This is a genomic window from Actinoplanes sp. L3-i22 (assembly GCF_019704555.1).
In the GTDB taxonomy this organism is placed as follows: domain Bacteria; phylum Actinomycetota; class Actinomycetes; order Mycobacteriales; family Micromonosporaceae; genus Actinoplanes.
Genome location: NZ_AP024745.1, coordinates 11,308,688 through 11,334,090, shown reverse-complemented (window position 1 = coordinate 11,334,090; position 25,403 = coordinate 11,308,688). Strand labels below are relative to the sequence as shown.

The window sequence follows — 25,403 nt, the reverse complement described above, 5'->3', positions numbered from 1 at the left end:
GATCGTAGGCTGCCGAGCTTTGAACTGATGCCCGGGCGTGTGATGCACTTTCCCGGTGTCTCGTGAAGAAGTAGGAATCGGCCGGGTTGTCCTGGCCGGGGCTCCGCTGGGCAACATCGGCGACGCCTCGGCCCGGCTCCGGGAAGTGCTCGCCACCGCGGACGTGATCGCCGCCGAGGACACCCGCCGGCTGGGCCGTCTGGTCAAGGACCTCGAGGTGACCACGCGCGGCAAGGTCGTCTCCTACTTCGAGGGCAACGAGGAGTGGCGCACCCTGGACCTGGTCAACGAGCTGGCCGCCGGCGCGACCGTCGTGGTGATCACCGACGGCGGCATGCCGAGCGTCTCCGACCCCGGGTTCCGACTGGTCCGGGCCGCCCTCGACGCCGGCTACCCGGTGACCGCGGCGCCCGGCCCGAGCGCGGTGACCACCGCGCTCGCGCTCTCCGGGCTGCCCAGCGACCGGTTCGTCTTCGAGGGCTTCCTGCCGCGCACCGGGTCGAACCGCCGGTCACGGCTGCGGGAGCTGGCCGCCGAGCCGCGCACGCTGGTCTTCTTCGAGGCGCCGCACCGGATCGCCGAGGCGCTCACCGACCTGTCCGCTACCTTCGGCGCGGACCGGCCGGCCGCGGTCTGCCGGGAGCTGACCAAGACGTACGAGGAGATCCGCCGCGGCACCTGTGAAGAGCTCGCCAAGTGGGCCGCCGAGGGTGCGCCGCGCGGCGAGATCACCCTGGTGGTGGGTGGCGCGCCGGCCCGGTCCGCGGAGCGTCCGGGCGACGACGAGCTGCGTGCGGCGGTGGCGGCGCGCGAGGCGGCCGGCGAGTCGCGGCGGGACGCCGTTCAGACCATCGCCGATCAGTACGGCCTGAAGAAGCGCGACGTCTACACGCTGGTCCACAGCGCCCCGTGAGCGATCAGTAGGCGGCGATCAGAAAGCCGATCAGCAGCAGCACCGGGCCGGCGACGCTGCCCAGCAGGGCGCCGCGCCGGGCGCGCGGGGACTCCAGCCGGCGGGCGCCGGTCGCGCCCGCGATGCCGTACCCGCAGATCAGCACGAGCAGGAAGCCCAGCGCCCAGCGCAGGTGCATGAGCAGGCCGGGCGGCGCGGTGTAGGCCTGTGCGCTGCGCGGGCTGACCATCCGCGCGCCGGTGACCGCGCCGGGCGCGCGGGCGCTGCCGGAGATTCCGAGCAGGGTCACCCGGCCGGACCTGATCCGGCCGTCCGTGCTGGCGAACCGGCCGGTGCAGCGCTGGGTGAGACCGTCGCCCTGGCAGTGCGCGGTGGTCGCGTACCCCCGGTCGCCGTGCCCCACCGCGAGCCAGAACGGCTCCGCGCTGACCCAGGCGAAGAACGCCGCCACCAGGCTCAGCGCGAGCAGCGCCAGCAGCGAGGGGACCGGGTGGGTGGCCGGCGGGCGGCGCCGGCGCCCGGGCCGGTCGTCGCGGGCCTCGGCGACGATCCGGGCCTCGTCGGTCTCCCAGAACGGCGAGTTCTCCACCCGTTCGAGGCGGTTCGCGGTGGCCGCCGAGACGCCGCCGTCCGGCAGCGGCGGCAGCGGCCCGCCGAGTGGGCGCCGCGGGTCCAGGGCCACGGTGGGCCGGTTGCGGTCGCTGGGCTCAGGCAGGACCGGAGCCTTCGGTACGACCTCGGCCGGCTGCCCCGGCTCGATGATCATCAGCTGGTCGGCGGTGGCCAGGCGCTCGTTGTCGAGGTGCTCGGCGACGTCGGCGGCGCCCGCGGCCCGGGCCTCGTCGCCGGCCCGGTCGGCCCACTCCTGCGAGGTCGGCAGCCGGTCGGTGTCGCCCTGCCACCACGTGGGGTCCGGATCGACCTCGGCCCACGGGTGGTCCCCTGGTTGCGGTGTGTTTCCGGTCACCCGTCCAGTCAACTACGGGGTCCGCCGTCAAAGCTGCCAATGATCGGGCGTGTCGGCACAAATCGGTCGCTCGCTTATCCCTTCGCGGCCGGTCCGGGCGGGTCACTACGCTGGACGTCATGAGTCACGTTCTCGCCGCGGTCGCCTGGCCATATGCCAACGGCCCGCGCCACATCGGTCATGTGTCCGGCTTCGGGGTGCCGTCCGACGTCTTCAGCCGGTACATGCGGATGGCCGGCCACGACGTGCTCATGGTGTCGGGCACCGACGAGCACGGCACTCCGATCCAGGTCCAGGCGGACGCCGACGGGGTCACCCCGCGCGAGCTCGCCGATCGGTACAACCGGGTGATCGTGGAGGACCTGCACGGGCTGGGCCTGTCCTACGACCTGTTCACCCGGACCACCACGCGCAACCACTACGCGGTGGTGCAGGAGCTGTTCGAGGGCCTGCACACGAACGGGTACATCGTGGCCCGCACCACGCTGGGCGCGATCTCCCCGTCCACCGGACGCACCCTGCCCGACCGCTACATCGAGGGCACCTGCCCGATCTGCGGTTACGACAGCGCCCGCGGCGACCAGTGCGACAACTGCGGCAACCAGCTCGACCCCGAGCAGCTGATCAACCCGAAGTCCCGGATCAACGGGGAGACCCCGAAGTTCGTCGAGACCGAGCACTTCTTCCTGGACCTGCCGGCCTTCGCCCAGGCGATCGGCAACTGGCTGGACCAGCGGGAGAACTGGCGGCCCAACGTCCTGAAGTTCTCCCGCAACCTGCTCGACGACCTGCAGCCCCGGGCGATCACCCGGGACCTGGAGTGGGGCGTCCCGATCCCGCTGGACGGCTGGCGCGACCGGGCCGACAAGCGCATCTACGTCTGGTTCGACGCGGTCATCGGCTACCTGTCGGCGTCGATCGAGTGGGCGCGGCGCACCGGTGACCCGGAGGCGTGGCGGCAGTGGTGGTCGGCCGACGCGCAGGGCAAGGACGCGTCCGCCTACTACTTCATGGGCAAGGACAACATCGTCTTCCACTCGGTGATCTGGCCGGCGCTGCTGCTGGGCTACTCCGGGGAGGGCGACAAGGGCGGCCAGGCCGGTTCGCTGGGCAAGCTGAACCTGCCGACCGAGGTGGTCTCCAGTGAGTACCTGACGATGGAGGGCAAGAAGTTCTCCTCGTCCCGCAAGGTGGTCATCTACGTGCGCGACTTCCTGGAGCGCTACGACGCCGACGCCCTGCGGTACTTCATCGCCGCGGCCGGCCCGGAGTCCAACGACACCGACTTCACCTGGGCCGAGTTCGTCCGGCGCAACAACGACGAGCTGGTCGCCGGCTGGGGCAACCTGGTCAACCGCTCGATCTCGATGGCCGCGAAGAACTTCGGCGTGATCCCCGAGGCGGGCGAGCTGACCGACGACGACCGGGCCGTGCTCGAGGTGGCCCGGGTCGGCTTCACCACGGTCGGCGAGCTGATCGGCAAGCACCGGCAGAAGGCCGCGATCGCCGAGGCCATGAAGGTCGTCGCCGAGGCCAACAAGTACCTGTCCGACCAGGCCCCGTGGAAGCTCAAGTCGGACGAGGAGAAGCCGCGTCAGGCGACCGTCCTGCACGTCGCGCTGCAGGTGGTCAGCGACGCGAACACGCTGCTCACGCCGTTCCTGCCGCACTCCGCGCAGAAGGTGCACGAGCTGCTCGGCGGCACCGGGGTGCACGCCCCGATGCCGCGGATCGTCGAGGTCGAGGACCTGGACGGCGGCCCGGGCTACCCGGTGCTGACCGGCGACTACACGGTCGGCGCGCGCTGGGAGTCGGTGCCGCTGGTGGCCGGCACACCGCTGAGCACGCCGAAGCCGGTGTTCCGCAAGCTGGAGCCGTCCGTGATCGAGGAGGAGCTGGCCCGCCTGGGCGAGTGACCATCGGCTGAACAGGTGAGAGGGGCCCGGCACTGCCGGGCCTTTTTCGTGGGCCGGGCAGATATTGATCATGAAGTTATCCACCGGGTACCGTGACCGCGCCATCTGAGATACGCAGGCGTTTCATCGCTACGGCGGCGTCTCGGCGCGGGCCAGCACCGATTGTCCTTTGTGCATCAGGCGCAAGACTGTGCCAAAGCGCACCGGGCATCGATCGAAACGGGATTGATCACCTGCTCCGAAGAGGTTAGATTGATCGACGCCACGGGGGCACGTTGGCGTTTTGTCGATACGGGTGCGTTCTGACGTTCCGCTTCGGCCGGGCCAACCCTTCTCATGTGGTTCTGGTACCCCTCTAAGGAGCTGGAACTTCCTTGAAACCACGCCTGTCCCGGCCGCTGCTCGCGGCCATCGTCGGTGGCGCGCTGCTCGCCGGCGGCGCGGTCGCGACCTCGCCGGCCTACGCCGACACCACCGGCGGCACGGTCGCCACCGAGACCACCGAGCCGACGGCTGACCCGACCGAGGCGACCACGACGCCGACGCCGGAGCCGACCGACACCACCACGTCGCCGACCGTCGACCCGACGGACCCGACCACGGAGCCGACCACGGTCGCTCCGACCGAGACCACCACGCCGCCGACGGAGCCGACCACGGAGCCGACGACGGTCGCCCCGACCGAGACCACGACGCCGCCGACGGACCCGACCACGGTTCCGCCCGCGGACACCGAGGCGCCGACCGGGACGTTCGGCCTGAACCTGACCTCGATCTGGGTCGGGCAGACGGTCACCGTCACCCAGACGGAGGCGCAGTACGCCGACAACAAGGACGCTGACGCCGCGATCACGCGGTACATCGACTTCGGCGACGGCACCAACACCACGCTGACCGCCGGTCAGAGCAGCATCGCGCACACGTACGCGAAGTTCGGCACCTTCAAGATCGCCGAGACGCTGACGGACACCGCCGGCAACGCCTCCGCCCCGATCGTGAAGTCCGTGGTCGTCGCCCTGCCCGGGCGCGTCTCGCTGACCTCGCACAGCGTGTGGCCCGGCCAGCGCTTCACCGCCAAGGTCACCAGCGTTCCGGCCGGCACCCTGGCGTTCAAGCTGAACTGGGGCGACGGCTGGATCGACACGTTCACCGGCAAGAACCAGAACGTGACCGGCTACTACTACCACTACAAGGGCTCGGAGTCGGTCGTCACCGGCACCAAGCAGCTCCTGATCCAGTACCGGAACAAGAACGGCTACTCCAGCTGGATCAACGCCGGCTCGGTCTCGGTCAAGCGGGACGCCTGGACGCCGGTCGTGAAGATCACGAAGCCGTCGAGCTCGAACCGCGTCAAGTCGTGGTCCGTGGTCAAGGGCACCGTCACCGACACCGGTTCCGGCGCGCCGTACGCCTACGTCTACCTGACCCGCGTCAGCGGCTCCAAGGTGTACTGCTTCACCGCCAAGAAGAAGTGGATCCGGGTCTACAGCGACGCGGACTACTACTCCAAGTGCACCGCGGTGGCCGCCAAGGTCGTCTCGGGCAAGTGGTCCTTCAAGGTCTCCGGCCAGGCCAAGGGTGACCTGTACATCGACGCGTACGCCCAGGACTGGGCCGACCACCTCGGCTACCGGGGCCTGCACGTCAAGCTGACCCGCAGCTGATGAGCTAGTCGCACCACACATGGGAAAGGGCCGGCGCGAGCCGGCCCTTTTTCGTGTCCCCGTTCGGATCCGGTATCAGATCTGGTACGCGATCTCCGCGATGTGATGGTCGGCGAGCTCGTCGATCGGCGCCCAGGCCTCGTAGACCCCGCGCTCGTAACACCGCGCCCCGGTCGCGCTCAGCGAGTCGACGTCCGGCCGGAGCAGTCGCAGCCGGGCCCACGTCTCGTCCCGCTGCAGCACCCAGCACGGCACCCCGCGCCACAGCGCCTGCTCGGCCCGCCGGCTCAGGGTCTGCACCTGGTAGCGGGCGGCCCGGGTCAGCGCCCGGACCCGGAACTCACCGGGCGGGTCGGCGACCGCCTCGTATTCCTTGTCGTTGATCGTGCCAACCAGCCGCGCGGTGCCGGCCGCGGTGCACGGCACGTACTCCCGGTCCGGGCTCGCCCCGGGGATCTCGCCGAGCAGGCCGCGCCAGCGCGGGCCGGCCAGCCGCAGCCAGCCGTGCTGCTCCGGCTGGTACGTGTAGAGCACCACCTCGTCACCGCCCGGCATGTGCGCGACCAGCTGCGCGTTCGCCGGGATCGGCAGGTCGGCGAACCCGGCGGTGATGTACTCCGGGATCAGGTCGTCCATGCTCGGCGTGAAGCCGGTGCCCAGCACCATCGCGCCGATCCGGGAGTGGGCCGGCAGCGCGGCCAGGCCGGGCTGGGACGGCGGGGCCGGCAGCTCGTAGTCGGCCGGGTCGGTGGCCCGCCAGCGCAGCGCGAACGCGACCCGGTCGTCGGCCGCGCCGTCGGTGCGCAGCAGGGTCAGCTGGTCCGGCTCGGACAGGTGCGCGATGTCGCACGAGCGGTAGCAGAAGCCGTATGGCAGCCAGCCGCCCAGATGCCCCGCGACCTGGGCCGGAGACAGGAGTTTGGTCATCCGGGTGCCGCGGCGCACGGCCGCCGTCTCCCGGATCGCACGCAGCGAGAGGTCGTCCCGGTGCACCGCGGACTGGCTCATCGACTGCACGGCCTGCCAGGTCAGATCGCGGCGCAACGGTGCCATCAGAGGAGGCTCGAGCGGGTCGGCGCCCAGCTGGCTGTCCTCACCGATCACGGTCACGGGCGGGAATTTAAGTGATCCCGGTGGATATCGGATGAACGCCCGGTTACCGAAAAATGCGACGTGCAGAATGTCTCACATGCCTTCGACTCCCCCGTCAAGCGGATCACCGACGCCTTCGGAGAAACGCCGGGCCAACGCCGCCCGCCGGGCCGGCGAGTTCCCGCCCGCCCCGGAACCGCTCGCGGTGCCGGTCTTCGACAGCCACACCCACCTCGACCTGACCATTCAGGAGGCCGGCGTGCCCGGCGTCGAGCCGGGCGGCGACCCGGTCCAGGCGCTGATCGCCGCGGCCGCCAAGAACGGCATCGACCGCCTGGTCCAGGTCGGCGTCGACGTGGACTCGTCGCGCTGGGGCGCCGACCTGGCCGACCGGCACGAGTCGGTGCTCGCCGCGGTCGCCCTGCACCCCAACGACGCGCCCCGCCTGGCCGACCTCGACGAGGCGCTGCGCGAGATCGAGGCGCTGGCCGCCCGGCCCCGGGTCCGTGGCATCGGGGAGACCGGGATGGACACGTTCCGGACCCAGGACGAGGGCCGGGCCGCGCAGGAGACCAGCTTCCGGGCGCACATCCAGATCGCCAAGCGGCACGGCAAGGCGCTGATCATCCACGATCGGGAGGCCCACGACGACGTGCTGCGGATCCTCGACTCCGAGGGCGCGCCGGACACCGTGGTGCTGCACTGCTTCTCCGGGGACGCCACGTTCGCCGCCGAGTGCGTACGCCGCGGTTACTTCCTGAGCTTCGCCGGGACGATCACCTTCGCCAGCGCCACCAACCTGCGCGAGGCGGCCGCGATCACCCCGCCCGAGCTGATGATGGTCGAGACCGACGCGCCCTACCTGACCCCGGTGCCGCACCGGGGCCGGCCCAACGCGTCCTATTTGATCCCGATCACCGTACGGGCCCTGGCCGCCGCCCGGGGCGTCGACGTCGACGAGCTCTGCGCGACCATCTCGGCCACCGGGAACCGCGTCTTCGGCCCCTGGGCCTGAGCGGTGGTAGTCGGCCGCCTAGGCTGCTCACATGGCTGACGGACTGCTCGGCCCGGCGGAGATCCGGGAACTCGCCGCGCGCCTCGGCGTCGCGCCGACCAAGAAGCTCGGCCAGAACTTCCTGCACGACCCGAACACCATCCGCCGCATCGTGGCCGCCGCCGCCCTGCGCCCGGAGGACGTCGCGCTGGAGGTCGGCCCCGGCCTCGGCTCGCTCACCCTGGGCCTGGCCGGCGCGGTCCGGCACGTGCACGCGGTGGAGATCGACCCGGTCCTGGCCGCGGCACTGCCGGCGACCGTCACCGCCGCGCACCTGACCGTCCATCCGGCCGACGCGCTCCGGGTCACCGGCGACCGGTTCGACCCGGCGCCGACCGTGCTGGTGGCGAACCTGCCGTACAACGTCGCCGTCCCGGTCGTCCTGCACCTGCTCGCCGAGCTGCCGACGCTGCGCGGTGGCCTGGTCATGGTGCAGAAGGAGGTCGCCGACCGGCTCACCGCCGGTCCCGGGTCCAAGGTGTACGGCATCCCCTCGGTCAAGCTGGCCTGGTACGCCACCGCCAAGCCGGCCGGGAAGGTGCCGCCCGCGGTGTTCTGGCCGGTGCCCAACGTGGACTCCGGCCTGGTCGCCTTCACCCGCCGGGAACCGCCGGCCGGAGCCGCCCGGGCGGACGTGTTCCGGGTCGTCGACGCCGCGTTCGCGCAGCGCCGCAAGACCCTGCGGGCCGCCCTGGCCGGCTGGGCCGGTGGCGCCGCGCACGCCGAACGGGTGCTCGTCGCGGCCGGGATCAGCCCGCAGGCCCGTGGCGAGTCGCTGACCGTGGAGCAGTTCGTCGCGATCGCGGCGGCGGCGAAAACGTCCGAGCACGGCGGTAAGCTCAGCCCGTCCGGCGCACAGCCCGAGGAGGCGGAAGCATGACCGAGGCCTGGGGTCCGGACGACGACGAGCCACGCCCGCACAACGGCCCGGTCAAGGTCCGCGTGCCGGCGAAGATCAACCTGCACCTCGGGGTCGGCGCGCTGCGCTCCGACGGCTTTCACGAGCTGACCACCGTCTACCACGCGATCAGCCTGTTCGACGAGATCACCGCCCGGCACGGCGACACCCTCACGGTCACCATGGAGGGCGAGGGCACCGGCGAGCTGGCGCTCGACGAGACCAACCTGATCATGCGGGCCGCCCGGGCGCTGGCCGCCCGGGCCCGGGTCCCGGCCTACGCCCGGCTGCACCTGCGCAAGTCGATCCCGCTGGCCGGCGGCCTGGCCGGGGGCAGCGCCGACGCCGCCGCCACGCTGATCGCCTGCGACCTGCTCTGGGGCCTCGGGCTGTCCCGCGACGACCTCGCCGAGGTCGGCGCCCAGCTCGGCTCGGACATCCCGTTCCTGCTGCACGGCGGCACCGCGCTCGGCACCGGCCGCGGCGAGGCGGTCAGCCCGATCCTGGCCCGCCCGACCACCTGGCACTGGGTGGTCGCGATCGCCGACGGCGGCCTGGCCACGCCGGCCGTCTACCGCGAGCTCGACACGCTGCGCGCCGGTTCCTTCCCGCCCGCCCCGCTCGGCAACGCCGACCGGCTGATGGGCGCGCTCCGCCAGCGCAACCCGGAGGTGCTGGCCGCGGTCCTCGGCAACGACCTGCAACCGGCCGCGCTGGCCCTGCGCCCGCAGCTCGCCGACGTGCTCAAGGCCGGCACCGAGGCCGGCGCGCTGACCGGGCTGGTCTCCGGCTCCGGCCCGACGTGTGTCTTCCTCGCCGGCAACGCCGCGCACGCGCAGGAGATCGCCGACAACCTCACCGCCGCCGGGGTCTGCCGCGGAGCGGTCACCGCCCGCGGGCCGCAGCCGGGGGCGCGGGTAATCTAGGCCCCATCGTGGCGAACATAATCAACCTGGACCGGGTCAACAAGGGTTACGGCGCCGCCGGTCAGCTGCTCACCGACGTCTCACTCGGCCTCGACGACGACGCTCGCGTCGGCATCGTCGGCCTCAACGGCGCCGGCAAGTCCACCCTCCTGCGGATGCTCGCCAAGATCGAGGAGCCGGACTCCGGACGCGTGACGCACCGCCGGGACCTGCGCGTCGCCAACCTGCCGCAGACTCTCGACCTGGCCGCCGAGGCGACCGTGCGGGACGTCGTGCTCGGCACCGCCTGGCTGCCGCAGAGCATGGGCGCCGAGCACGAGTGGGCCGGCGACGCCGGCGTGCGGATCGTGCTCGACGGCCTCGGCATGGGCCACCTCGGGCTGGACACCCCGGTCGGCCCGATGTCCGGTGGCGAGCGCCGCCGGGTCGCCCTGGCCGCCCTGCTGGTCCGCGAGAGCGACCTGCTGATCCTCGACGAGCCCACCAACCATCTCGACGTGGCAGGCGTCGACTGGCTCGCCAACCACCTGCTCACCCGCCGCGGCTCGCTGGTCGTGGTCACCCACGACCGCTGGTTCCTCGACGCGGTCTGCACGGCGACCTGGGAGGTCGTCGACGAGCAGGTGCACGCGTACGAGGGTGGCTACGCCGCCTGGATCCTGGCCCGCGCCGAGCGCCAGCGGGTCGCCGCCACCGTCGAGGCCCGCCGGCAGAACCTGCTCCGCAAGGAGATCGCCTGGCTGCGCCGCGGCCCGCCGGCCCGGACGTCCAAGCCGAAGTTCCGGATCGACGCGGCCAACGAGCTGATCGCCGACGTCCCGCCGGCCCGGGACACCGTCAGCCTGCAGCGGCTGGCCACCACCCGGCTCGGCAAGCAGGTCTACGACCTGGAGAACATCACGCTCAACGCCGGGCCCAAGCCGATCTTCCGGGACCTGACCTTCCAGGTCGGCCCGGGCGACCGGATCGCGATCCTGGGCGCCAACGGCGCCGGCAAGACCACCCTGCTGCGCCTGCTCGCCGGGGTCACCAAGCCGGACGGCGGGCGCCTGGTCACCGGGTCGACCGTGAAGCCCGCGTTCCTGTCCCAGGAGCTCAAGGAGCTGCCCGGGCACCTGCGCCTGCTGGAAGCGGTCGAGGAGGTCGCCCGGCGGGTCCAGCTCGGCGACCGGGAGCTGTCCGCCGGTCAGCTCGCCGAGGTGTTCGGCTTCACCGACAAGCGGATCTGGACGCCGGTCAGCGACCTCTCCGGCGGCGAGCGTCGCCGGCTGCAGATGCTGCGCCTGCTCGCCACCGAGCCGAACGTGCTGCTCCTCGACGAGCCCACCAACGACCTCGACACCGACACCCTGGCGTCCCTCGAGGACCTGCTCGACTCCTGGCCCGGCACGATGATCGTGGCCAGCCACGACCGTTATCTGGTCGAGCGGGTCACCGACGTGGCCTACGGCATGTTCGGCGACGGGCGGCTCGTCCACCTGCCCGGCGGCATCGACGAATACCTGGCCCGGATCCACGGCACCGAGGCCGTTGCCGTGACGGGGACGCCGGCCGGATCGGCTGCGGCCGGGCCCGGGCTCTCCTCGGGTGAGCTCCGCCAGGCGAAGAAAGATCTTTCCCGGCTGGAACGGCAGATGGACAAGCTGACCGAGAAGGAGGCCAGGATCAACGAGAGCCTGGCGAAGCACGGCAGCGACTACGACAAGATCGTCGAGCTGGAAGCCCAGCTCAAGGCCGTTCGTCAGGAGCGGGAAGAGACCGAGATGGCCTGGCTGGAACTGGCCGAGCAGGTGCCCGGAAACTGATCCGGGGGGTGTGCCTGCGCCGCTTGTCGCGGATACGCGAGAATCGGGATGACAACACCTGACCTTGGAGACGGACAGCATGGCGCATATTCCGGTCAACCACCCCCTTCGGCCGATGTACCGCTTGGCCGGTTTTGTCGCCGGTGCGTACCTGGTGGTCTTCGGCATCATCGGCTTCGGCGTCACCGCGGGTGACAGCTTCACCGGGCACACCGGCGACCGCGTGCTCGGCCAGAGCAGCAACCTGCTCTGGTCGATCATCACGCTCGTCGTCGGCGCCCTGGTGATCCTCGGTGCCGTCGTCGGCCGCAACATCGACGTCGCCGTCGACAAGTACTTCGGCTGGGGGATCCTCGTCCTCGGCACCTACTCGATGGCCACCATCCGGACCGACGCCAACCTCTTCGGCGCCAGCATGTCCACGGTCATCGTCACGTACCTGGTCGGCCTGCTGCTGGTCACGATCAGCCTCTACAGCAAGGTCGCCGCGCCCGGCAAGGCCGGCGCCCCGCGCCAGGTCCGCGAGGGCCGTACCGCCTGACCTGCCCCGACGATGACCGTCACGCCTCCATCTCCGGCGCGGCGGTCATTCGTTTTTTCCACCCGATTGTTTGGTACGGCCGTTTCGCGTGATCAATTCGGGCTTCGCCTCCAGATGCGACAACCCGTTCCAGGCCAGGTTCACCAGGTGCGCGGCGACCATCTCCTTCTTCGGCCGGCGGGCCTCCCGCCACCACTGGCCGACCAGCGCCACCATCCCCACCAGCGCCTGGGAGTACAGCTCGGCGAACTTCGGGTCCAGGCCGCGGGCCCGGAACTCCCCGCCCAGGATGTGCTCGACCTGGTGCGCGACGTCGTTCATCACGCTGGAGAACGAGTTGGCAGGCGCCAGCACCGGCGCCTGCCGCGCGGTCAGCACCTGGAAGCCGTGCGGTTCGTCCTCGATGTAGTCCAGCAGCGCCAGCGCGGCCTGCTCCAGCAACTCCCGCGGGTGACCCGCGGTCAGCGCCGCCGTGATCCGCTCCAGCAGCGCCCGGACCTCGCGGTCGACGACCACCGCGTACAGCCCCTCCTTGCCGCCGAAGTGCTCGTACACCACCGGCTTCGACACCTTCGCGCGCGCCGCGACCTCCTCGACGCTCGCCGCGTCGTAGCCGCGCTCGGCGAACAGCCGGCGGCCGATGGTGATCAGCTGCTCGCGGCGCTGGGCAGCGGACATCCGGACCCGGGGAGACGGTTCGGGGCGCGGGTGGTGCGGGCGCGGTTTGTCGGTCTCCTCGGTCATTTGTCCATCCTGCCAGGGTGGACCGGCGGCGATTCCGGCCGCGCGAGCGAAAGTCGCCGGAGAGGTATTGCCGTGGGCGAAGATCAGAGTGAGACCGCTATCATGTGTCCGGTGGACATGCCCCTGGGGAAATGTCCAAATTTGGTCCCGGATCGTCTAATGGCAGGACCGCGGCTTTTGGTGCCGTTTGTGGGGGTTCGAATCCTCCTCCGGGAGCTTTTCGCGTCTGCGGCCCGGCCGACGCTGGGCCGCATCGACTGTCGATATCGCCTATTGCGAACTTGGAGTTCCGCGTGAGCCAGGCCCCCAGCCGTACTGTCGTCGTTCTCGCCGCCGGTGAGGGCAAGCGGATGAGGTCCGCAACGCCCAAGGTGCTGCAGCCGCTTCTCGGGCGCACCCTGCTCGGCCACGTCCTGGCCGTCGCCGCGGACATCCGGACCGACCGCACCCTGGTCGTGGTCGGGCACAAGGCCGACCAGGTCGGCGCGTTCCTGTCCGAGGTGGCGCCGGCCGCGACGCCGGTGCTGCAGGCCGAGCAGAACGGGACCGGCCACGCCGTGCGCATCGCGCTGGCCGCCGCGCCCGAGCTGACCGGGACCGTGGTGGTGCTGAGCGGCGACGTCCCGCTGCTGCGCGCCGAGACGGTCGAGGCGTTGCTGGCCACGCACGAGCGGGCCGGCGCGGCGGCGACGGTGCTGAGCGCCGAGGTGGACCGGCCGGCCGGGCTGGGCCGGATCGTGCGGGACGCGAAGGGCAACCTGGAGCGGATCGTCGAGGCGAAGGACGCGTCACCGGACGAGCTGGCGATCCGTGAGGTCAACTCGGGCATCTACGTGTTCGACGCGGCGCTGCTGCGGGAGTCGCTGGGCAAGCTCTCCACCGACAACGCGCAGGGCGAGGAGTACCTGACCGACGTCTTCGGGATCCTGGCGGGCCAGGGGCACCCGGTGGCGATCGAGGTGGCCGAGTTCGCGTACGAGACGCTGGGCTGCAACGACCGCGCCGAGCTGGCCCACCTGCGGGTGCTGATGCGCGACCGGGTGAACGACGGCTGGATGCGCTCGGGCGTGCTGCTGCTGGACCCGGCGACGACGTGGATCGACGTGACGGCCACGCTGGAGCCGGACGCGGTGGTCGACCAGAACTGCCAGATCCAGGGCACGTCGTCGGTGGCGACGGGCGCGGTCGTGGGTCCGGACTCCACTCTGGTGGACACGTCGGTGGCGGCCGGCGCGACGGTGCTGCGGTCGCACGCGGTGGGCGCGCTGATCGGCCCGGAGGCCACCGTGGGGCCGTACTCGTACCTCCGGCCGGGGACCAAGCTGGCCCGCAAGTCGAAGGTCGGCGGGTTCGTCGAGACCAAGAACGCCGAGTTGGGCGAGGGCGCGAAGGTCCCGCATCTGTCGTATGTGGGGGACGCCGAGATCGGCGCGAAGGCGAACATCGGCGCCGGCACGATCTTCGCGAACTACGACGGCGTCCGGAAGAGCCGGACGGTGATCGGCGAGGCCGCGTTCGTCGGCTCGGACTCGGTGCTGATCGCGCCGGTGGAGGTGGGTCCGGGCGCCTACGTGGCGGCCGGCTCGGCGGTGGTGAAGGACGTGCCCGCGGGCAATCTCGGGGTCACCCGGGCGCAGCAGCGCAACATCGAGGGCTGGGTGGCGATGAAGCGTCCGGGCACGGTGTCGGCCGAGGCCGCGGCGCGGGCCGCGGATATCACCCCTGAGCAGGACTGATCCAGTGGGGGTGAGGCATCCCACGTGGTGCCCTGGAAACGTGGCGGTTACGTGACCGCAAGGGATACTTCACGGGAACCCACCCCCTATTCACGGGAGCAGCGAGCCGATGGGCAGCATCGTCGCGGAGAACCGTAAGAGTTTGATGCTCTTTTCCGGCCAGGGCTTCCCGCAACTGGCCGACGAGATCGGTCAGGTGCTCGGCGTGGCACCGACGCCGTCGGATTCCTATGAGTTCGCGAACGGCGAACTGTTCGTCCGGTTCAAGGAGTCGGTGCGCGGCTCGGACGCCTTCGTGGTGCAGTCGGTCACCGAGGGGGTGAACCGCTGGGTCATGGAGACCCTGATCATGGTCGACGCGCTGAAGCGCGGGTCGGCGAAGCGGATCACCGTGGTGCTGCCGTTCTACCCGTACTCGCGGCAGGACAAGAAGCACCGCGGCCGGGAGCCGATCTCGGCCCGCCTGGTGGCGGACCTGCTGAAGACCGCCGGGGCGAACCGGATCCTGACGGTGGACCTGCACACGGCGCAGATCCAGGGCTTCTTCGACGGCCCGGTGGATCACCTGTTCGCGATGGACATCCTCGCGGAGTACGTGGAGAAGAAGTTCGCCGGCCGGCCGATGACCGTGGTCGCGCCGGACTCGGGCCGGGTGCGGGTGGCGGAGCGGTGGACGGACCGGCTGGGCGGTTGCCCGCTGGCGTTCATCCACAAGACGCGCGACCCGATGAAGCCCAACCAGGTGGTGGCGAACCGGGTGGTCGGCGAGGTCGAGGGCCGGGTGTGCCTGATCGTGGACGACATGATCGACACCGGTGGCACGATCGCGAAGGCCGCGGACATCCTGTTCGACGAGGGCGCGGCGGACGTGATCGTGGCCTCGACGCACGCGCTGCTGTCCGACCCGGCGACCGAGCGGCTGAAGAACAGCCGGATCTCCGAGGTGGTGGTGACGAACACGTTGCCGCTGACGCCGGAGAAGCAGCTCGACAAGATCACTGTGCTGTCCATCGCGCCGCTGCTGGCGCGGGCGATCCGCGAGGTGTTCGACGACGGGTCGGTGACCACCCTGTTCGGTGGTTTGAGCTAGTTCACGAGGGGTGAGAGCGCCCGTTCGCCGGTCTGGCCGGCGGCGGGCGCTCTCCGCGTGTCCCGGATGATTTTTTCGGTTTCCCCCGGGGGCGTGCCGGACCCGCTGATTTCTACTGGTTCGCAGCAGGTAAGCTAATACGGTTGCCACGGCGAGGGTGCCCCGCGGTCTGCTGAGGTTCGCAGTCCGCTCGAGGCTCCGTGATCGACGCGGTGCTCCGGGCCTGTGCCCAGCGCGCCCCCTTGCCCGGCAGCGCCGACGACGGTTTCCACACCGTAGTTGATCACCAGCACTGCCGGAATACCGCAGCCGCAGACTTAGACGCAGCCCGCATCGAAGAGTTTCAGGAGTTTCCCCGTGTCCGAGGTAAAGATCAGCGCCGAGCCCCGTACCGAGTTCGGCAAGGGTGGTGCCCGCCGCACGCGCCGGGCCGGCCTGGTGCCCGCCGTGCTGTACGGGCACGGCGAGGCGCCGCAGCACATCGCGCTTCCGGCCCGTGAGTTCGCCGCTGCCATCCGGCACGGTGGCCTGAACCAGATTTTCACCATCGACATCGCCGGCAACGCGGCCGCCACCCTGGCGCTGCCGAAGGCGATCCAGCGTGACCCGATCAAGGACACGTACGAGCACATCGACCTTCTGATCGTGAAGAAGGGCGAGAAGATCCAGGTCGACGTCCCGGTGACGCTGACCGGCGAGGCCGCCAAGAACACCCTGATCACGCACGAGTCGAACACGGTCGCCGTGATCGCCGACGCGCTGAACCTGCCGTCCGAGCTGCTCGCGTCGCTCGACGGCAAGGAGGCCGGCTCGCACGTCACCGCCGGTGAGCTGACCCTGCCGGCCGGTGTCGAGCTCGCGGTCGACGCGGACACCGTGCTCGCGTTCATCAACGCGGCGCAGAGCACCACCACCGCCGCTGAGGACGAGGCCGCTGCGGGCGAGTCCGCCACCACCGAGGCTGCGGCAGAGTAGTTTTTTCGGCGCTCGCGCGCGTCGCGGGTCCGCGGTAAGCCAGTTCATCAGGGAAAGTGCCGACCGGCACTTTCCCTGATGTGTATCCGGGAGGCGGAGAGGGTGACGGACGAGGCGCCGTGGCTGGTGGTGGGCCTGGGCAATCCGGGCAAGGAGTATGCGGCGAACCGGCACAACGTGGGGTTCATGGTCGCTGATCTGCTGGCGTCCCGGCTGGGCGCGAAGATGGGCCGGGCGAAGCGGATGCAGGCCGAGGTCGCCGAGGGTCGTCTGGGGTTCGGTGGGCCGAAGCTGGTGCTGGTGAAGCCGCTGACGTTCATGAACCTGTCGGGGGCTCCGGTGGTGCAGCTGGCGCAGTTCTTCAAAGTGCCTGTGGCGCATGTGATCGCGGTGCATGATGAGCTTGATGTGCCGTTCGGCCAGGTTCGGGCGAAGCTCGGCGGCGGTGAGGGTGGCCACAACGGGCTGCGTTCGATGTCGAAGTCGCTGGCGAGCAAGGAGTACGCGCGGGTCCGTTTCGGCATCGGGCGGCCTCCGGGACGACAGGAGCCGGCCGATTTCGTGCTGGCCGACTTCTCCTCGGCGGAGCGCAAGGAGCTGGACTTTCTGGTGGATCGCGCGGCTGACGTGGTGGAGGCGGTCGTGCTCGAGGGCGTCGAGTGGGCGCAGAACAAATACCACGGAAGTTGATGGGCCGGGCCGGAACTTAGCGACCGTTTGGGTCGATTTGTCTGGCGGGTCATACCGTGACGGGTCCGCCGTCCGTCCGTTGGTCACCACAGGCGCACGCATTCGATGCGCCGCCGACGTGACGGGGGGTTCGTGGGATGTCTCAGGACGTGTCCGAGGGCCGGACGGACGCGTTGACCGAGCCCACGGTGAGCCTGCCGGTGGTGCGGCCCGAGCGCGAGCCGTCCGTCAATCAGGGCCCGCAGCATCCTCCGCTGCGGTACGTGTCCGGCCGTAACGCACGGATCCCGGGCCCGGTCGCCCCGCTGAGCCCGCCACCGTCCGGTGCCGAGGGCCGCAACGGCGCGCCCCGCGTGGTGCGCGCCGCGGCCGACCCGGCCCGGAACCGGGCGATCGACCGGCACTGGTCGCCGCAGCGCAACCGGTCGTCGGCGGCCCGCCCGTTCACCCGGGCGCGGGGGCGGCACGCGGCGATGTCGCGGCGGCAGCGGTGGGAGGGGCGCTACGTGCGCACCCTGGTGCTGGCCGATCTGGTGGCCGGGATCGCGGCCGGGGCGGCCGGGTTCGGGCTGCGGTTCGGGGACGACGTGACGTCGTACAACCGCAATTATCTTTTGATCTCGGCTCTTCTGCCGTTGGTGCTGCTCGCGGTGCTGGCCGTGGCGCGGGCGTATGAGCGCCGCTACCTGTTCGTCGGTTCGGACGAGTATCAGCGGGTGATCCGCGGCGGGGGCGGTCTGGTCGCCGGGGTGGCCCTGGTGTCGTACGCGCTGGATCTCGATCTGGCCCGGGCCTATGTGCTCGCGGCCCTGCCGGCGGCGGTCGCCTCGGTTCTGGTGCTGCGATTCGCGCTGCGCAAACGGCTGCACTGGGCCCGCGCCCGGGGCGAGGCGCTGCGCCGGGTGATCGTGGTCGGACACGAGCTGTCGGTCATCGGGATCACCCGCCAGCTGCGCCGCGAGCGCTACCACGGCCTGGAGGTGGTCGGCGCGTGCCTGCCGCCGGGCGCCGACGGGATCGAGGTCGGGCTGCCGGTCTACGGCACGTTCGACGACGTGGCGGCGGCGGTGGAGCAGGCCGACGCGGACACCGTGGTGGTGCTCAGCTGCCCGGAGCTGGACGGCGCGGCGGTGCGCCGGCTGGCCTGGCGGCTGGAGCGCGACGAGGTGGATCTCGTGGTGTCCAGCGCGCTGGTCGACGTGGCCGGGGCGCGGACCACGATCCGGCCGTTCGACGGGCTGCCCATGCTGCACGTCGAGCATCCCCGCCTGCACGGCGGATCGCGCCTGGTGAAGGAGCTGGTCGATCGGGTCGGCGCGATCCTGCTGCTGGTGCTGTTCGCGCCGGTGCTGCTGGCGGTGGCTCTCTGCGTGCGCGTGACGTCCCGCGGGCCGGTACTCTTCCGGCAGGTACGGGTGGGACGCGATGGGCAGAAATTCCGCATCTTCAAGTTCCGCAGCATGTATGTGGACGCCGAGGCCCGGTTGACCGAGCTGAGGCATCTCAACGAGCACGACGGTGTGCTCTTCAAGATCCGCGACGACCCGCGGGTCACCCCGGTCGGCCGGTGGTTGCGCCGGTTCTCGCTGGACGAGCTCCCACAGCTGCTGAACGTACTCTCCGGGCGGATGTCGCTGGTCGGCCCGCGGCCGCCGCTGCCCACCGAGGCCGCCGCCTACGCGGACGACGTGCGGCGCCGGCTGGCGGTGAAACCGGGGATGACCGGCCTGTGGCAGGTGTCCGGGCGGTCGGACCTCTCCTGGGAGGAAGCGGTCCGGCTCGACCTGCGCTATGTCGAGAACTGGTCGCTCAGTTTGGATCTGGTGATCCTGTTGAGGACGATGACTGCAGTGGTGCGCTCGTCGGGAGCGTATTGACGCGGATGAGGAGCGAGACGATGGGCGAGCCGACGAAGACGTCCGCACGCGTGGCCGGGCAGCGGGACGGCGCCGACAGCGGTGCGCCGCCGGTGATCGACGCCGCGTTCGCCCGCTGGCTCGCCGAGCGGGCCGGCCAGGAGTTGCTGCGGGTCCGCGCCGAGATGGGCTTCGCCGACGGCAAGGCGCTCAAGGTGGCCGGCGACAAGGCCGCGCACGACCTGCTCCGCGCCGAACTGGCCCGCTGGCGGCCGGCCGACGCGGTGCTGTCCGAGGAGGACGAGCACGCGCGGGTGGCCTGGCGCGAGGGCGAGCCGGACATGGTCCGCCCGGACCGGCTCGGCGCGTCCCGGGTGTGGATCGTCGACCCGCTCGACGGCACCCGGGAGTTCTCCGAGGAGGGCCGCTCCGACTGGGCGGTGCACGTGGCGCTCTGGACCGCCGACTCGTCGAATCCGGCCTGCCTGGCGGCCGGTGCGGTGGCGATGCCGGCGCAGCACCGGACGATCGCGACCGACCACGCGCCGGCGTACCCGCCGATGCCGCTGGAGTCGGCGACCGGCGGGGCGATCCGGATCGCGGCCAGCCGGACCCGGCCCCCGGCGTTCGTCACCTCGCTGGCCCGGGAACTGGGCGCCGAGCTGGTGCCGATGGGCTCGGCCGGGGTGAAGATCGCCGCGGTGATCAACGGCGAGGCGGACGCCTACGTCCACGCCGGCGGGCAGTACGAGTGGGACTCGGCGGCGCCGGTCGCTGTGGCGTTGGCCACGGGCCTGCACGCGTCCCGCGTCGACGGCACCCCGCTGGCCTACAACCGGGCCGATCCAAAGCTCCCTGACCTGGTCGTATGTCGCAAAGATCTCGCTCCTCGGTTGCTTGCTGCGATCAGCAGGCATCTTCCGCCAGAATGACGAGCCGGCTACGGCCGTGGAAAATCGCAGAATGAGCTGGGGATTGAACTTATGAGCCAGACGAAGGACTATCGCGTCTCGCACCTGGATGCCCTCGAAGCCGAGAGCATCTTCGTCATGCGGGAGGTCATGGCCGAGTTCGAGCGCCCGGTGCTGCTCTTCTCCGGCGGCAAGGACTCGATCGTCATGCTCCGCCTCGCGGAGAAGGCGTTCGCCCCGGGGCGGGTGCCGTTCCCGGTGATGCACGTCGACACCGGGCACAACTTCCCCGAGGTCCTGGAGTACCGGGACCGCCGGGTCGCCACCCTCGGGCTGAACCTGGTCGTCGCGAGCGTGCAGGAGGCGATCGACGCCGGCACGGTCCGTGAGCTGCCGGACGGCACCCGCAACCGGATCCAGACCCCGGTGCTGCTCGCCGCGGTGGAGAAGTACCGGTTCGACGCCCTCTTCGGCGGCGCCCGCCGCGACGAGGAGAAGGCCCGCGCCAAGGAGCGGATGTTCAGCTTCCGCGACGAGTTCGGCCAGTGGGACCCGAAGAACCAGCGCCCCGAGCTGTGGGCGCTCTACAACGGCAAGCACCACCCCGGCGAGTCGATCCGGGTGTTCCCGCTGTCCAACTGGACCGAGCTGGACGTCTGGCACTACATCGCCAAGGAGCAGATCGAGCTCCCCAGCATCTACTACGCGCACGACCGTGAGGTCGTCGAGCGCAGCGGGATGTTCTACGCGGTCAACGAGTTCATCCAGCTGCGCGACGGGGAGACCGCCGAGGTCCGCCGGGTGCGGTACCGGACGGTCGGCGACGCCTCGCAGACCGCCGCGGTGCTCTCCGAGGCCGACACGGTGGAGAAGGTGATCGACGAGGTCGCCGCGACCCGGATCACCGAGCGGGGCGCGACCCGCGGTGACGACAAGGTCAGCGAGGCCGCGATGGAAGACCGTAAGCGAGAGGGTTACTTCTGATGAGCCAGGCCGTTCTGGAGCCGGGGTCCGCGCGCACCATGGACCTGCTGCGGTTCGCCACCGCCGGCAGCGTGGACGACGGCAAGTCGACCCTCATCGGGCGCCTGCTGTACGACACCAAGACGATCTTCGAGGATCAGCTCGAGGCGGTCGAGGTGGCCAGCGCCTCCCGCGGCGACGAGTACACGAACCTCGCGCTGCTCACCGACGGCCTGCGCGCCGAGCGGGAGCAGGGCATCACGATCGACGTGGCGTACCGGTACTTCGCCACCCCGAAGCGCAAGTTCATCATCGCCGACACCCCCGGGCACATCCAGTACACCCGGAACATGGTCACCGGCGCCTCCACCGCCGACCTGGCGCTGATCCTGGTCGACGCCCGCAAGGGCCTGGTCGAGCAGTCCCGCCGGCACGCGTTCCTGACCACCCTGCTGCGCGTGCCGCACCTGGTGCTCTGCGTCAACAAGATGGACCTGGTCGACTGGGACAAGGAGGTGTACGACAAGATCGCCGACGAGTTCACCTCGTTCGCGGCCAAGCTCGACGCCCCGGACCTGACGATCATCCCGATCTCGGCGCTCAACGGCGACAACATCGCGTCCCGCTCGGACAAGTCGCCGTGGTACGAGGGCCCGTCCCTGCTGCACCACCTGGAGCACGTGCACATCGCGTCGGACCGCAACCTGGTCGACGTCCGCTTCCCGGTGCAGTACGTGATCCGCCCGCAGTCCACCACGGTCACCGACTACCGGGGCTACGCCGGTCAGGTCGCCTCCGGCGTGCTCAAGCCCGGCGACGAGGTGATGGTCCTGCCGTCCGGCCTGCACAGCACGATCGCCGCGATCGACACCGCGGACGGCCCGGTCGACCAGGCGTTCCCGCCGATGTCGGTCACCGTCCGGCTGAACGACGAGATCGACATCTCGCGCGGCGACATGATCTGCCGTCCGCACAACGCGCCGGCCGTCGCGCAGGACATCGAGGCGATGGTCTGCTGGATGGACGAGACCGCCCCGCTGCGGGTCGGCGGGAAGTACACGATCAAGCACACCACCCGGACCGCCCGCACCGTGGTCCGCGGCCTGCAGTACCGGCTGGACGTGAACACGCTGCACCGCGACGAGGCGGCGGACGCCCTGGCGCTCAACGAGATCGGCCGGGTCCGGCTGCGCACCACGGTGCCGCTGCTCGCCGACGAGTACCGGCGCAACCGCACCACCGGCGGCTTCATCCTGGTCGACGAGGCGACGAACCGGACCGTCGCGGCCGGCATGATCATCGAAGCTAGTTGATCGACGGGCGGCGGTCCCGGACCGTCGCCCACACCACCTTGCCGTCCCCGGCCGGCTCGGCGCCCCACAGCTCCGCGGTCTCGTGCACGGTCCGCAGCCCGCGCCCGCGCTCGTCCAGCGGCTGCCCCGGAAGCGGATGCGTCAACCGCAGCAGCCGCGGCAGCACCGGCGAACCGTCCGCGACCGACAGGTGCAGGCCGGGGCCGCGCCGGGAGACCACCACCCGGATCTCCGTGCCGGCGTGCTCGACCGCGTTCGTCACCAGCTCCGACATCACCAGCCGGCACGGATGCAGCAGCCCGGCCAGCCCCCAGGCCAGGCACGCGTCGCTGACCAGGTTGCGGGCCAGACTCGGCGCGTCCGGATCCGGCCGCAGCGTCGCGACCAGCCGCTCACTGCCCGGGATCCGCCCGGCCACCGCCACCCGGGCCTGCCGCACCTTCGCGTAGACCGGTAGGAACCGGCCCGCGTCCAGCGTCTGCATCCGGTCCGCCAGCGGCAGCTCCGGCGGCACGCACAGCGCCAGCTGCACCGGCGGCCGCAGGGTCGCGGCGACGGTCCGCGCGGTGGTCCAGGTCGGCGCGCTCTCGCTGTGCGGATCGAGCAGCCGGCTCAGGTCGACGATCAACGCGTCCGGATGCTCGGTGAAGCACCGGCGCAGCGTGACCGACGCGCTGCGCTGCAGCCGCCCGTCCCAGGGCCCGCGAACCGTGAGCAGCGAGACGGCGGCGTCGGCGCCGAAGTCGACGCGGACGGAGACACCCTGCTCGGTGTCGCCTTGCTCGGTGTGGTCGGAGAGATCCGGTGGGCTGACCGCCATGCCGCCACCATAACCGCGCTCCCGGCCCGGAGCCGAAGGCCTCGCTCCTGCGGGTGATCGGGCGAAAGGCCAGGTGGGGGAGGGCCGATCCGCCAGGTTCCGGCCGCTTCCCAAAGATCACATTCAATATTGCCCACGCTGCGGCCAATAACTGATCGTCGCTCCCGCGGGGACCCTTCCGGGCCTCGCAGGGCGCGGGGCGCCCAGAACGCGAGGCCCTCCAGGGCGACGTCCGCGGGTGGTTGCGGTTTCAAAGGACCCACGCGAGCCCGGCCCGTGGTCCCGGCCCGGCCGCGCCTCCCGGTCCCGGCCGGTGCTCAGGGCTGCCTTCGGCATCCCGAGGCAGCCCTGAGCACCAGCCGAGTGCCGCGAGGCGCGGCCGGGGGTGGGGTCAGAGCTTGGTGGCGCCCGGGCCGGCGACCGCGACCCAGCTCGTCGGGGCGGTGAAGCCGTGCTCGGCGTAGGCGGCGGCGACCGCGGCGGCGGTCTCGTCGGCCCGGGCCGTGTCGATCAGGGCCAGCACGCAGCCGCCGAAGCCGCCGCCGGTCATCCGGGCGCCGTGGGCGCCGGCCGACAGGGCCGTCTCGACCGCGAGGTCGACCTGGGCGACGGTGATCTCGAAGTCGTCGCGCATCGAGGCGTGCGAGGCGGTCAGCAGCGGGCCGATGTCGCGGACCCGGCCGTCGCGGAGCAGCGCCACGGTGTCCAGCACGCGCTGGTTCTCGGTGACGATGTGCCGGGTGCGCTTGCGCAGCACCTCGTCGCCGAGCCGGTCCAGGGCGGCCGGCAGGTCGTCGACGGCGATGTCGCGCAGCGCCGGCACCCCGAGGATCGCGGCGGACTCCTCGCAGCTCTTGCGGCGGGCACCGTACTCCCCGTCGACGTGCTGGTGCGGGGCGTTGCTGTTGATCACCAGGATGGCCAGGCCGGCGGCGGCCAGGTCGAACGGGATCTGCTCGATCGCGTACGAGCGGCAGTCCAGGAACAGCGCCCGGCCGGCCTCGCAGCGGATCGACGCGGACTGGTCGAGGATGCCGGTGGGCGCGCCGACGTACAGGTTCTCGGCGCGCTGGGCGATCGCCGGGCGCCGCTCCAGCGGCACGTCCAGCCCGCCCAGGTCGATCAGCGCGGTGAGCACCGAGGACTCCAGCGCGGCCGAGGACGACAGGCCGGAGCCGAGCGGCACCTCGGAGTCGATCGCGATGCGCACCGCGGGCGGCTCGAAGCCGGCCTCGCGCAGCGCCCAGATCACGCCGGCGACGTACGCCCCCCAGCCGGTCACCTCACCCGGCTCGGTGACACCGAACGTCACCGGTTCGGGGGCCAGGGTGGAGCTGACCGACCAGGTGCCGTCCGGGGACGGGCCGACCGCGGCGACGGTGCGCTGCGGCAGGGCGAAGGGCAGCACGAAGCCGTCGTTGTAGTCGGTGTGCTCGCCGATCAGGTTGACCCGGCCGGGAGCCGCCCAGAGGCCGGCCGGCTCCACGCCGTACGTCGCAATGAAGTTCTTCCGGGCTTGATCTTCGACGCTCATGCCACGTGCTTCCGGTAGAAGGTCCAGGCGTCGCCGATCATCTCCTGGAGGGTGTTCTTCTCCGGAGTCCAGCCCAACTCCTCGCGGGCGCGGGTGGAAGACGCGACGAGCGTCGCCGGGTCGCCGTCGCGGCGGGGGGCGATCTCGACCGGGATGGCCGCGCCGGTGACCTCGCGGGCCGCCTCGACGACCTGCTTGTTGGAGAAGCCGTTCCCGTTGCCCAGGTTGTAGATCTTGTGCTCGCCCGGGGTGCCGGCCTCCAGCGCGAGCAGGTGCGCCCGGGCCAGGTCCGCCACGTGGATGTAGTCGCGCACGCAGGTGCCGTCCGGCGTCGGGTAGTCGTCGCCGAAGAGCTGCAGCTTGTCCCGCTTGCCGGCGGCGGCCTGCAGGGTGATCGGGATCAGGTGCGTCTCCGGGTCGTGCCGCTCGCCGATCTCGTGGCCGTCGGCGATGTACGCCCCGGCCACGTTGAAGTAGCGCAGCGACACCGCGGCCAGGTTGTGCGCGAACGTCTCGGAGGTCAGCGCCAGGTCGAAGGTCAGCTTGGTCGACCCGTACGTGCTGGTCGGCGCCTTGGCGGCGGTCTCGCTGATCGGGATCTCGACCGGGTTGCCGTAGACCGCGGCGGTGGACGAGAAGATCACCCGCGGGACCCGGGCGGCGCGGATCGCGTCCAGCAGGGCCAGCGACTTCACCACGTTCTCGTGCCAGTAGAGCTCGGGCTTGGCCATCGACTCGCCGGCCGCGATCAGCCCGGCGAAGTGCAGCACCGCGTCGAAGCCGGCGTCCGGGGTGAGCACCTGGGCGGCGTCGGCGATGTCCGCCTGGACGAAGGTGGCGTCCGGGGCGACCGCCTCGCGGAAGCCGGTGCGCAGGTTGTCCAGCACCACGACCTCGTGGCCGGCGTCGAGCAGCAGCCGGCTGGTCACGCTGCCCACGTATCCGGCGCCGCCGGTGACGAGCAATTTCACGGGGAGAGGCCCTTTCTTCACATT

The 25,403-nt window shown here is 71.2% G+C and carries 22 protein-coding genes and 1 tRNA gene; 17 read left to right on the top strand and 6 right to left on the bottom strand.

Translation table 11 applies throughout. The features are described from left to right. Positions 1–55 precede the first annotated feature (55 nt). Positions 56–913 carry a 16S rRNA (cytidine(1402)-2'-O)-methyltransferase gene (gene rsmI / locus L3i22_RS50215; protein ID WP_221324446.1) on the top strand — a complete coding sequence of 286 codons (858 nt, stop codon included), beginning with the start codon at positions 56–58 and terminating at the stop codon, positions 911–913. A 4-nt stretch (positions 914–917) separates the two neighbouring features. Here rsmI and L3i22_RS50210 read toward each other — a convergent pair whose 3' ends face one another. Next, the gene (locus L3i22_RS50210; protein WP_221324445.1) at positions 918–1,880 is read right to left on the bottom strand and encodes a hypothetical protein; all 963 of its coding nucleotides are present in this window, start codon (positions 1,878–1,880) and stop codon (positions 918–920) included. Between the two features lie 119 nt (positions 1,881–1,999). Between L3i22_RS50210 and metG the strand changes: the two genes are divergently transcribed. Together metG and L3i22_RS50200 are read left to right on the top strand one after the other, a co-directional pair. Beyond that, a complete protein-coding gene (metG, locus tag L3i22_RS50205) occupies positions 2,000–3,796 on the top strand; it encodes a methionine--tRNA ligase (RefSeq protein WP_221324444.1) in 1,797 nt (598 codons plus the stop codon). Positions 3,797–4,170: 374 nt separating this feature from the next. Then, positions 4,171–5,460 carry a PKD domain-containing protein gene (locus L3i22_RS50200; protein ID WP_221324443.1) on the top strand — a complete coding sequence of 430 codons (1,290 nt, stop codon included), beginning with the start codon at positions 4,171–4,173 and terminating at the stop codon, positions 5,458–5,460. A gap of 75 nt (positions 5,461–5,535) precedes the next feature. On the opposite strand, the gene L3i22_RS50195 is transcribed toward L3i22_RS50200, so the two are convergent. Next, complete coding sequence (locus tag L3i22_RS50195) at positions 5,536–6,570, bottom strand: hypothetical protein (RefSeq protein ID WP_221324442.1); 1,035 nt, start codon at positions 6,568–6,570, stop codon at positions 5,536–5,538. 70 nt (positions 6,571–6,640) lie between these two features. Between L3i22_RS50195 and L3i22_RS50190 the strand changes: the two genes are divergently transcribed. From L3i22_RS50190 to L3i22_RS50170, 5 genes are all read left to right on the top strand, one after another. Beyond that, positions 6,641–7,567: a TatD family hydrolase gene (locus tag L3i22_RS50190; RefSeq protein WP_221324441.1), complete on the top strand. Its 927-nt coding sequence runs from the start codon at positions 6,641–6,643 to the stop codon at positions 7,565–7,567. Between the two features lie 31 nt (positions 7,568–7,598). Continuing rightward, positions 7,599–8,486: a 16S rRNA (adenine(1518)-N(6)/adenine(1519)-N(6))-dimethyltransferase RsmA gene (gene rsmA, locus L3i22_RS50185; protein WP_221324440.1), complete on the top strand. Its 888-nt coding sequence runs from the start codon at positions 7,599–7,601 to the stop codon at positions 8,484–8,486. After that, positions 8,483–9,430: a 4-(cytidine 5'-diphospho)-2-C-methyl-D-erythritol kinase gene (locus L3i22_RS50180; protein ID WP_221324439.1), complete on the top strand. Its 948-nt coding sequence runs from the start codon at positions 8,483–8,485 to the stop codon at positions 9,428–9,430. Before rsmA ends, L3i22_RS50180 begins: the two co-directional genes overlap by 4 nt. An 8-nt stretch (positions 9,431–9,438) precedes the next feature. Beyond that, the gene (locus L3i22_RS50175) at positions 9,439–11,235 is read left to right on the top strand and encodes an ABC-F family ATP-binding cassette domain-containing protein (RefSeq protein ID WP_221324438.1); all 1,797 of its coding nucleotides are present in this window, start codon (positions 9,439–9,441) and stop codon (positions 11,233–11,235) included. 115 nt (positions 11,236–11,350) lie between these two features. Next, the gene (locus tag L3i22_RS50170; protein WP_255657732.1) at positions 11,351–11,776 is read left to right on the top strand and encodes a DUF4383 domain-containing protein; all 426 of its coding nucleotides are present in this window, start codon (positions 11,351–11,353) and stop codon (positions 11,774–11,776) included. Positions 11,777–11,821: 45 nt separating this feature from the next. Here the strand turns inward: L3i22_RS50170 and L3i22_RS50165 are convergent, their stop codons facing one another. Beyond that, positions 11,822–12,520 carry a TetR/AcrR family transcriptional regulator gene (locus L3i22_RS50165; protein ID WP_255657731.1) on the bottom strand — a complete coding sequence of 233 codons (699 nt, stop codon included), beginning with the start codon at positions 12,518–12,520 and terminating at the stop codon, positions 11,822–11,824. Positions 12,521–12,665: 145 nt separating this feature from the next. Between L3i22_RS50165 and L3i22_RS50160 the strand changes: the two genes are divergently transcribed. The 9 genes from L3i22_RS50160 to cysN all read left to right on the top strand — a co-directional run bounded on the left by L3i22_RS50160 (position 12,666) and on the right by cysN (position 22,054). Next, positions 12,666–12,736, top strand: a tRNA-Gln gene (locus L3i22_RS50160). A 77-nt stretch (positions 12,737–12,813) separates the two neighbouring features. Then, entirely contained in the window at positions 12,814–14,256 is a 1,443-nt protein-coding gene (glmU, locus tag L3i22_RS50155; protein WP_221324436.1) for a bifunctional UDP-N-acetylglucosamine diphosphorylase/glucosamine-1-phosphate N-acetyltransferase GlmU, read from the top strand. Positions 14,257–14,365: 109 nt separating this feature from the next. Further along, positions 14,366–15,346: a ribose-phosphate diphosphokinase gene (locus L3i22_RS50150; RefSeq protein ID WP_221324435.1), complete on the top strand. Its 981-nt coding sequence runs from the start codon at positions 14,366–14,368 to the stop codon at positions 15,344–15,346. 357 nt (positions 15,347–15,703) lie between these two features. Further along, positions 15,704–16,321, top strand: coding sequence for a 50S ribosomal protein L25/general stress protein Ctc (locus tag L3i22_RS50145; RefSeq protein ID WP_221324434.1), 618 nt, complete (start codon positions 15,704–15,706; stop codon positions 16,319–16,321). Between the two features lie 78 nt (positions 16,322–16,399). Continuing rightward, a complete protein-coding gene (pth, locus tag L3i22_RS50140) occupies positions 16,400–17,011 on the top strand; it encodes an aminoacyl-tRNA hydrolase (RefSeq protein WP_221324433.1) in 612 nt (203 codons plus the stop codon). A 137-nt stretch (positions 17,012–17,148) separates the two neighbouring features. Next, on the top strand, positions 17,149–18,888 hold the full coding sequence (locus tag L3i22_RS50135; RefSeq protein ID WP_221324432.1) for a sugar transferase: 1,740 nt from the start codon (positions 17,149–17,151) through the stop codon (positions 18,886–18,888). Between the two features lie 20 nt (positions 18,889–18,908). Further along, a complete protein-coding gene (locus tag L3i22_RS50130) occupies positions 18,909–19,799 on the top strand; it encodes a 3'(2'),5'-bisphosphate nucleotidase CysQ (protein ID WP_221324431.1) in 891 nt (296 codons plus the stop codon). A gap of 51 nt (positions 19,800–19,850) precedes the next feature. Beyond that, positions 19,851–20,762 (top strand): sulfate adenylyltransferase subunit CysD, encoded by a 912-nt coding sequence (cysD, locus tag L3i22_RS50125; protein ID WP_221324430.1) that lies wholly within the window; start codon positions 19,851–19,853, stop codon positions 20,760–20,762. Then, positions 20,762–22,054: a sulfate adenylyltransferase subunit CysN gene (cysN, locus tag L3i22_RS50120; protein WP_221324429.1), complete on the top strand. Its 1,293-nt coding sequence runs from the start codon at positions 20,762–20,764 to the stop codon at positions 22,052–22,054. The genes cysD and cysN overlap by 1 nt, the downstream gene beginning before the upstream one ends. Here the strand turns inward: cysN and L3i22_RS50115 are convergent. The 3 genes from L3i22_RS50115 to galE all read right to left on the bottom strand — a co-directional run bounded on the left by L3i22_RS50115 (position 22,047) and on the right by galE (position 25,379). Further along, the gene (locus tag L3i22_RS50115) at positions 22,047–22,874 is read right to left on the bottom strand and encodes an ATP-binding protein (RefSeq protein WP_221324428.1); all 828 of its coding nucleotides are present in this window, start codon (positions 22,872–22,874) and stop codon (positions 22,047–22,049) included. The genes cysN and L3i22_RS50115 overlap by 8 nt on opposite strands. Before the next feature lie 391 nt (positions 22,875–23,265). Further along, the gene (gene galK, locus L3i22_RS50110; RefSeq protein ID WP_221324427.1) at positions 23,266–24,408 is read right to left on the bottom strand and encodes a galactokinase; all 1,143 of its coding nucleotides are present in this window, start codon (positions 24,406–24,408) and stop codon (positions 23,266–23,268) included. After that, on the bottom strand, positions 24,405–25,379 hold the full coding sequence (gene galE / locus L3i22_RS50105; protein WP_221324426.1) for a UDP-glucose 4-epimerase GalE: 975 nt from the start codon (positions 25,377–25,379) through the stop codon (positions 24,405–24,407). The genes galK and galE overlap by 4 nt, the downstream gene beginning before the upstream one ends. Positions 25,380–25,403 lie beyond the last annotated feature (24 nt).